General features: G+C 47.9%; 5 protein-coding genes. 4 read left to right on the top strand and 1 reads right to left on the bottom strand.

Annotation, left to right across the window (positions count from 1 at the left end):
- Together IJN28_08210 and IJN28_08205 are read left to right on the top strand one after the other, a co-directional pair.
- Positions 1-274, top strand: a 274-nt coding sequence (locus IJN28_08210) for a winged helix-turn-helix domain-containing protein (protein MBQ6713751.1), incomplete at its 5' end; no start/stop codon positions are given.
- 3 nt (positions 275-277) lie between these two features.
- Positions 278-805, top strand: coding sequence for a nitroreductase family protein (locus IJN28_08205; protein MBQ6713750.1), 528 nt, complete (start codon positions 278-280; stop codon positions 803-805).
- A 24-nt stretch (positions 806-829) separates the two neighbouring features.
- On the opposite strand, the gene IJN28_08200 is transcribed toward IJN28_08205, so the two are convergent.
- The gene (locus tag IJN28_08200) at positions 830-1219 is read right to left on the bottom strand and encodes a helix-turn-helix transcriptional regulator (protein MBQ6713749.1); all 390 of its coding nucleotides are present in this window, start codon (positions 1217-1219) and stop codon (positions 830-832) included.
- Between the two features lie 216 nt (positions 1220-1435).
- On the opposite strand from IJN28_08200, the gene aroH reads away from it, so the two are divergent.
- Together aroH and IJN28_08190 are read left to right on the top strand one after the other, a co-directional pair.
- Complete coding sequence (gene aroH, locus IJN28_08195) at positions 1436-1792, top strand: chorismate mutase (GenBank protein MBQ6713748.1); 357 nt, start codon at positions 1436-1438, stop codon at positions 1790-1792.
- A 162-nt stretch (positions 1793-1954) separates the two neighbouring features.
- Positions 1955-2566 (top strand): ECF transporter S component, encoded by a 612-nt coding sequence (locus tag IJN28_08190; GenBank protein MBQ6713747.1) that lies wholly within the window; start codon positions 1955-1957, stop codon positions 2564-2566.
- Positions 2567-2626: the final 60 nt, after the last annotated feature.

Here is a 2626-nt window from a genome sequence, read left to right as displayed (position 1 = left end):
TTTCTTTGCTATCTCGGAAAAAAATCGCAAGCTCGTACAGAAACTCGGCCATATGGCAAAACGCTCTACACGCGAAAAGCTCATCTCCTATCTGTCAGAGGAAGCCAAACGTCACAACAGCGGTACGTTCACCATACCGTTCAATCGTCAACAGCTTGCCGACTTCCTTCCCGTAGACCGCAGTGCCATGTCAAACGAGCTTGGCAAAATGCGAGATGACGGCCTTCTTATATTCGACAAAAATCAGTTCACTTTATTGCAATCGGAGGACTAATGAATGGAACTAATGGATACGATGCTCAAACGAAGAAGCATCAGACAATATACAGATGAAGCGATACCTGCGGATAAGTTAAAGAGGATATTACAGGCGGGACTTATCGCGCCGACAAGCATGAACAGAAAACCGTGCGAATTGATCGTCGTACAAGACAAAGCGATGCTCCAAAAGCTGTCGCAGGTAAAAGAGTACGGCTCTGCTATGATAGCAGACTGCCATACTGCCATTGTCGTTATTGCGAGTGAGCAAAAAGCCGATACATGGATAGAAGACTCCTCTATTGCGCTCTCATATATGAGCCTTGCGGCGACTGATCTCGGCATCGGCAACTGCTGGTGTCAAATACATCTCAGAAAAACAAGAGAAGGACAAGACGCGGAGAGTGCCGTCAGACAGCTCCTCAAGCTCGCGGACGAATATCGCATCGTCGGCATCCTGCCGCTCGGTATCCCTGCCGTGGAGATGAAGCCTCATACATGGGACGAAGCCGATCTTACGAAGGTGCATGGTTGGAAAGAAAAGTAATAAATAAAAAAGAAAGCAGTATCATTATCGGATACTGCTTCCTTTTTGTTCTGCTTGAAGAAGTGCAGAGATTTTTTCTAGTGTGTGCCAGTCGTCGGGGGTGAGTTTGGTAAGGACGGTGAGGAAGTGGAGGACGAAGTCTTGGTCGTGGCGTTCGATGAGGTTGCTTAAGAATTTGGCGAGTTCTTTTTCGTGTGTGGGCGGGAGGAACATGTCGCCTGTACCGTGGCGGAGCCAGTCTTCGCTGATGTTGAATTTGGCACAGATGGCGGTTATCATAAGGCCGCTCGGGGATACGCGACCGATCTCTACGGAGGTGATGGCTTCGCGTTTGGTGCCGAGGTGTCGGCCGAATTCTTCTTGGGTCATATTGAGTGCTTTTCTGATGTGGCGTACACGATGGGCGATGGACATGGGTGATGCTCCTTCTGGGTAATGATGTTTTGATTTTATTTTATCTGTGATCGGCTGATTCGTCAAATGGTGGTTGTGAATATTAGGCATGCAGTAAAAAATGTAGAAAAAAGGAAAAGTTTTTGGTTATATAGACAGGACTTTTTGCGTGAGATGGGGAATAATATTTAATTGTAGTATGGTAGTATAGTAGCATAGATAGGAGAGATCAGTATGATGCAAGGTGTACGCGGTGCGATCACGGTTGAGCGCGATGATAAAGAAGAGATTATTGCAGCGGTGGTCGAGCTGCTGAGTGCGATGCAAGAGAAGAATGGATTTCAGACGGAGGATGTCGGTGCGGCGATCTTCAGTGCGACGGATGATCTGACGGCAGGGTTCTCTGCGGTCGGTGCGCGTAAGCTGGGCTGGGTGACGGTTCCGCTTTTTGGTGCGCAGGAGCAGGATGTCGAGGGTGCACTTGAGAAGTGTATTCGTGTACTTCTTCTGATCAATACGGATAAAAAGCAACGCGAGATCGAGCATGTGTATCTGCGCGGTGCGAAAGTCTTAAGACCTGATTTGAGTAAGTGAGATGAGGGGCGCAAGTGTTCTTGCGCTTCTTTTTTATTGCCTGGATGTTCTTTATTCGACTGATTTTGCATGGAATAATTGACAGATGGCGGTCATGGCAGTATGATATGGATGTACAGCATACTATTAAATTAGATGTGAGTAAGGGGGAAACAATTTTATATGGCAACGAAAACGAACAATAGACCGACTCGGCAGGCGGTACCTCGCGACCGCACTAAACTGAGAAAATTGGTTATTATCGGGATGTTATCGGGTATTTGTATGGTGCTTGGTCTGACGGGGTATGGATTTATTCCGCTTCCGACGACGAAAGCGACGATCATGCACTTGCCTGTTATTATCGGTGCTATCTTGGAAGGGCCGATCGTTGGGATGGCGATTGGGCTTATCTTCGGTCTTTTTAGTATCTTTCAGAATTTGTCGGCACCGACGCTCTTATCGTTCGCGTTTATCAATCCGCTCGTATCGGTATTGCCGCGTATTTTGATCGCGATCACGGCGTATGCGACATATCGCGCGTTCGCGAAAAAGAGTGAAACACTCGGTGTCGGTATGGGTGCGCTTGTTGGCTCGCTGACGAATACGATCGGCGTCTTGGGGATGATGTATTTCTTGTATGCGGCAGAATATGCTGCGGCAAAATCGCTCGATCCGGATGTGGTCTTGAGTGTTATCGTCGGTGTGGCAACGATGAACGGGATTCCCGAAGCGGTGGTATCGGTACTCTTGATCGTACCGCTTGTAGCTGCTGTGCGCCGCATGAAACGATAAGAATAAATATGATTGGTTACCGCGCTCAATGTTGGGCGCGGTTTTTATTTTGTGCCGAAA

The sequence above is a fragment of the Selenomonadales bacterium genome (genome assembly GCA_017442105.1).
In the GTDB taxonomy this organism is placed as follows: domain Bacteria; phylum Bacillota; class Negativicutes; order RGIG982; family RGIG982; genus RGIG982.
This window is presented reverse-complemented; position numbering and strand designations above follow the sequence as displayed.